Here is a 4,630-nt window from a genome sequence, read left to right as displayed (position 1 = left end):
GTCGAGCCCGGCGCGGGTGGATTGCACCAGCCGTGCGCCGAACTGCGCGAGATCGGCCTGCAACTCGGCCCGCACCGGCACCGCCATCTCGGCGGCCGCCGTGGGCGTCGGCGCGCGCCGGTCGCTGGCGTGGTCAATCAGCGTGGTATCGGTCTCGTGCCCCACCGCAGAGATCAGCGGGATCGCGCTTTCGGCGGCGGCGCGCACCACGATCTCCTCGTTGAAGCCCCACAGATCCTCGATCGAGCCGCCACCGCGTGCGACGATCAGCAGGTCGGGCCGGGGCAACGCGCCGCCCGGCGTCATCGCGTTGAAGCCGCGGATCGCGGCGGCGACCTCGGCGGCCGAGGCCCTGCCCTGCACCGCCACGGGCCAGACCAGCACCTTGCGCGGGAAGCGGTCGCGCAGCCGGTGCAGGATGTCGCGGATCACCGCGCCGGTGGGCGATGTCACGACGCCGATGATCTCGGGCAGGTAGGGGATGGGCCGCTTGCGCCCCTCGTCGAACAGCCCCTCGGCGGCGAGCGCCTGCCGCCGCTTTTCCAGCATCGCCATCAGCGCGCCTGCCCCCGCGGGCACCACCTCCTCGACATTGAGCTGGTAGCGCGATTGCGAGCCGAAGGTCGTCATCCGCCCGGTGGCGATGACCTCCATCCCCTCCTCGGGGCGATGCGTCAGCTTGGAGACCTGCCCCTTCCAGCTGACGGCGGAGAGCACGGAGCGGTCGTCCTTGAGATCGAAATACATGTGGCCGGTGCGCGCAACGGTGACGCGGCCCACCTCGCCGCGCACCCGGACATGGCCGAACTCGCCCTCGATGGTCTTCTTCACCGCGCCCGAGATCTCGGACACGGTGAACTCATGCGCGTTGCCGCCCGGCGCGGGGCCATCATCTTCGAACAGGTCCATGGCCCTTACCTGCACCATGCCGCGCGAGGGGGCAACGGGTCAGAAGCCGTCGCTGCCCTCATCGCCCTCGCCGTAGAGCCAGGCCGAATATTCTCGCGCGGCGAGGCTGGTCATGAAGATCTGCACGCCACGCACGCTGCTCAGATCGGGCTGGATGCGGCCGCGCGAATTCTGATTCAGGAACTGGGCCGCGGAAATCACCCCGCGGCGCGTGCCCGGCCCCCAGGCCGCGTCGAGCGCGCTGTCGTAGAAACCGCCATAGCTCAGCTCTTCCTGCAGATCGCGCCGGGTGCGCGGGGGCAGTTGCATGAAGATCGCGCCGAGCGGGTCGTCCTGAGCCATGGCGGCGGTGGCGCCCAGCCCGATACCGAACGGGATCATGGCGAGAAAATGTCGTCTTTGCATGAGGTTATTCTCCCTTTTAAACCAGTAGTTGCATTCCATATCGATCTTGCTCGCGCCAGTCGCCACGGCTTTCTTCCGCCGGTCCCGGCCTGCGGCGTGGCCGATCGGCCACAACACGCATGCGCCTCCGCGCCATTGCCCCGAGGGACGCGCGCGCCTAGAAGCGCCCCGACGGCAGGCTTTGCGGGAGACGCGACCATGAACATCCTCATTCTCGGGTCCGGCGGACGCGAACACGCCATCGCCTGGGCGGTGCTGCAGAACCCCAAATGCGACAGGCTGATCGTGGCCCCCGGCAATGCGGGCATCGCGCAGATCGCCGAATGCGCCGATCTCGACATCCTCGATGGCGACGCGGTGGCGGGCTTTGCCGCCGAGAACGCGGTGGACCTGGTCATCATCGGCCCCGAAGCACCGCTGGCCCTCGGCGTGGCCGATACCTGCCGCGCCGCCGGGCTCAAGGTGTTCGGCCCCTCCGCCGCCGCCGCGCGGCTCGAAAGCTCGAAGAACTTCACCAAGGCGATCTGCGACGCCGCCGGTGCGCCCACCGCGGGCTATGCGCATTTCACCGATCTGGCCGCCGCACGCACCTATCTCGAACGCCAACCCATGCCGATCGTGATCAAGGCCGACGGCCTGGCCGCGGGCAAGGGCGTGGTCGTGGCGACCGAGCGGGACCAGGCGCAGGCCGCGCTCGACCACATGTTCGGCGGCGAATTCGGCGCCGCGGGCTCCGAGGTGGTGATCGAGGAGTTCATGGAAGGCGAGGAAGCGAGCTTCTTCGTGCTGGTCGATGGCGAGACGGTGCTGCCGATCGGCACGGCGCAGGACCACAAGCGCGTCGGCGACGGCGACACCGGCCCCAACACCGGCGGCATGGGCGCCTATTCCCCCGCGCCGATCCTGGACGAGAGCGTCGCGCAGAAGGCGCTCGACGAGATCATCCGCCCGACCATGCGCGAGATGGCGCGGCGCGGCACGCCCTATTCGGGCGTGCTCTATGCCGGCCTGATGATCCGGAACGGCCAGCCCCGCCTCGTCGAATACAACGCGCGCTTCGGCGATCCCGAGTGCCAGGTGCTGATGATGCGGCTCGGCGGTCAGGCGCTCGACCTGATCCAGGCCTGCGCCGAGGGGCGGCTCGAGGGCATGGAGGCGCATTGGGCCGATGACCATGCGCTGACGGTCGTGCTGGCGGCCAGGGGCTATCCAGGCAGCTACGACAAGGGCTCCGTGATCGGCGGGCTCGACGCGCTGGAGGAGAGCGCCTCGGCCATGGTGTTCCACGCGGGCACGGCGCTGCGCGAGGGCAAGGTCACCGCCAATGGCGGGCGCGTGCTCAACGTCACCGCCCGCGGCGAGACGCTGGCCGAGGCCCGCGCGGCGGCTTACGGCATGGTCGAGGCGATCGACTGGCCCGAGGGGTTCTGCCGAAGCGACATCGGCTGGCGGGCGCTGCCCGGAGCGGTCTGAAGCCGGCCCCCTTCCAGGGGGCGAGGCACAACGAAAAGGGCCGCACCCCGAGGTGCGGCCCTTTTCGCATCATGACTTGCCTTTCGGCTCAGGCGGCGGCGGCGCGGCTCACCAGAACGCCGTCGATCTCGCGCGCGGCAGAGGTCTCGTCGCTGCCCGAGACGGCAGCGATCTCGCGGATCAGCCGCTCGAGAGCTGCTTCGTAGAGCTGGCGCTCGGAATAGGACTGCTCGCGCTGGTCATCGGCGCGGTGCAGGTCGCGGACCACCTCGGCGATGGCGATCAGGTCGCCCGAGTTGATCTTCTGCTCGTATTCCTGCGCGCGGCGCGACCACATGGCCTTCTTGACCTTGGCCTTGCCCTTGAGCGTCTTCATGGCATGGGCCACGACGTCGGGCGACGAGAGCGAGCGCAGCCCGGCTTCGGTGGCCTTGTGGGTGGGCACGCGCAGCGTCATCTTGTCCTTCTCGAAGGAGATCACGAAAAGCTCGAGCGACATGCCCGCCACTTCCTGCTCCTCGATCGAGACGATCTTGCCGACGCCATGCGCCGGGTAGACGACGAAGTCATCGGGACGGAATTCGTTCTTCTTCTTGCTCATGATGTCCTTCCTGGAAGATTCCACCGGGTGAGGGACGCGCCGAAGACCCGGCGAACCGAGGGGTTCGTCAGGAGCGCGGATGGCCGACGGGATCTAGGTTTGCAGCAGCATTACCGGATCAATATAGCACAAGAATCGCCTTCGAGAAAGCGTCATGCCGCATCGCGAAGAAACGCCTTGTCGCCAAGGCGTTCGAGATCGTGTAATGCGCGGCCTCGGCGTGGGGGCGCGAATCAGCCGCCTTCGCCGGGGGCCTCGGAGAACAATTCCATCTTGCCCTCCTTGCCATCCATCTCCTCCGCCTTCGGCAGCGGATCTTTCTTGGTGACGATGACGGGCCAGATCTCGGAATACTTGCGGTTGAACTCGACCCATTTCTCGACATCCGGCTCGGTGTCGGGACGGATCGCATCCGCCGGGCATTCGGGCTCGCAGACACCGCAGTCGATGCATTCGTCGGGATGGATGACGAGCATGTTCTCGCCCTCGTAGAAGCAGTCGACGGGGCAGACCTCGACGCAATCCGTGTACTTGCAGGCGATGCAGTTGTCCTTGACGACATAGGTCATTGGCGGGCCCTCGATGCTTGTTGCGGCCTAGCTAGAGCAGAGCGCGGGGTCATTCAAGCGCTCGCCGGACCCTCTGCCTCTCCCGACGCCCCCGGCGGGTCAAGATCGTCGTAAAGCCCTTGCGCCTCGCTGGCCGGGCCGCGCCGCTCTCCAAGCGCCAGAATCCGCACCACGCGGATCGCGCGGCCCTGCGGAAAGGTCAGCACGTCGCCCTCCCCCACCCCGCGCGAGGGCCGGGCGGCGGGCTGGCCGTTGACCCGCACCCGCCCCTTGGAGACGAGCGCGGCGGCCAGGGCGCGGGTCTTGAAGAACCGCGCCTGCCACAGCCACTTGTCGAGGCGCAGCGTCTCGCGCCGCGCCTCGGCGGGGTTCACCTCGCCCCGGCTCAATCGCGCTTGAAGCCCGCGAGCGCGGCGGCAAAGGGGTTGTCGGGGTCGATCTTCTTCTCGCGCGGGGGCTGCGAGGAGAAGTTGCGCGGGCGCTGATCGTCGCGCTCGCCCTTGCCGCGGCGCTTGGCTTCGCCCTTGCCGCCCGGCTTGCCCTTGGCACCACGCGGCGCGCCGCCGTCCTTGCGCGCGCCATCGGGCTTGCCGCCCTGTCGGCGTCCCTTCTGGCCCTCGCCGCCCCGACGCTGCCCGCGCCCGGCCCAGGTGAAGGTGTAGAAGGTCTCCAT

General features: G+C 68.6%; 7 protein-coding genes. 1 reads left to right on the top strand and 6 read right to left on the bottom strand.

Features of this window, described 5'->3' with window-relative positions:
- Both xseA and NHG85_RS14735 read right to left on the bottom strand, forming a co-directional pair.
- The coding region (gene xseA / locus NHG85_RS14740; protein ID WP_253333681.1) for an exodeoxyribonuclease VII large subunit at positions 1–909 on the bottom strand (909 nt) is incomplete at its 3' end.
- A 39-nt stretch (positions 910–948) separates the two neighbouring features.
- On the bottom strand, positions 949–1,431 hold the full coding sequence (locus NHG85_RS14735; RefSeq protein WP_253333679.1) for a hypothetical protein: 483 nt from the start codon (positions 1,429–1,431) through the stop codon (positions 949–951).
- An 81-nt stretch (positions 1,432–1,512) separates the two neighbouring features.
- Between NHG85_RS14735 and purD the strand changes: the two genes are divergently transcribed.
- Complete coding sequence (gene purD / locus NHG85_RS14730) at positions 1,513–2,787, top strand: phosphoribosylamine--glycine ligase (protein WP_253333677.1); 1,275 nt, start codon at positions 1,513–1,515, stop codon at positions 2,785–2,787.
- An 88-nt stretch (positions 2,788–2,875) separates the two neighbouring features.
- Here purD and NHG85_RS14725 read toward each other — a convergent pair whose 3' ends face one another.
- The 4 genes from NHG85_RS14725 to NHG85_RS14710 all read right to left on the bottom strand — a co-directional run.
- Positions 2,876–3,388 carry a CarD family transcriptional regulator gene (locus NHG85_RS14725; protein WP_253333675.1) on the bottom strand — a complete coding sequence of 171 codons (513 nt, stop codon included), beginning with the start codon at positions 3,386–3,388 and terminating at the stop codon, positions 2,876–2,878.
- Between the two features lie 233 nt (positions 3,389–3,621).
- Positions 3,622–3,957: a ferredoxin FdxA gene (gene fdxA, locus NHG85_RS14720; protein WP_099274374.1), complete on the bottom strand. Its 336-nt coding sequence runs from the start codon at positions 3,955–3,957 to the stop codon at positions 3,622–3,624.
- 53 nt (positions 3,958–4,010) lie between these two features.
- Entirely contained in the window at positions 4,011–4,346 is a 336-nt protein-coding gene (locus NHG85_RS14715) for an RNA-binding S4 domain-containing protein (RefSeq protein ID WP_253333673.1), read from the bottom strand.
- Positions 4,343–4,630: hypothetical protein (locus NHG85_RS14710; protein ID WP_253333670.1), on the bottom strand; the 288-nt coding region annotated here is incomplete at its 5' end. The genes NHG85_RS14715 and NHG85_RS14710, both read right to left, overlap by 4 nt.

The sequence above is a fragment of the Limimaricola litoreus genome, assembly GCF_024159025.1.
In the GTDB taxonomy this organism is placed as follows: domain Bacteria; phylum Pseudomonadota; class Alphaproteobacteria; order Rhodobacterales; family Rhodobacteraceae; genus Limimaricola; species Limimaricola litoreus.
The sequence above is the reverse complement of the archived record's forward strand: the minus strand, read 5'-3'. Positions and strand labels throughout refer to the sequence as shown.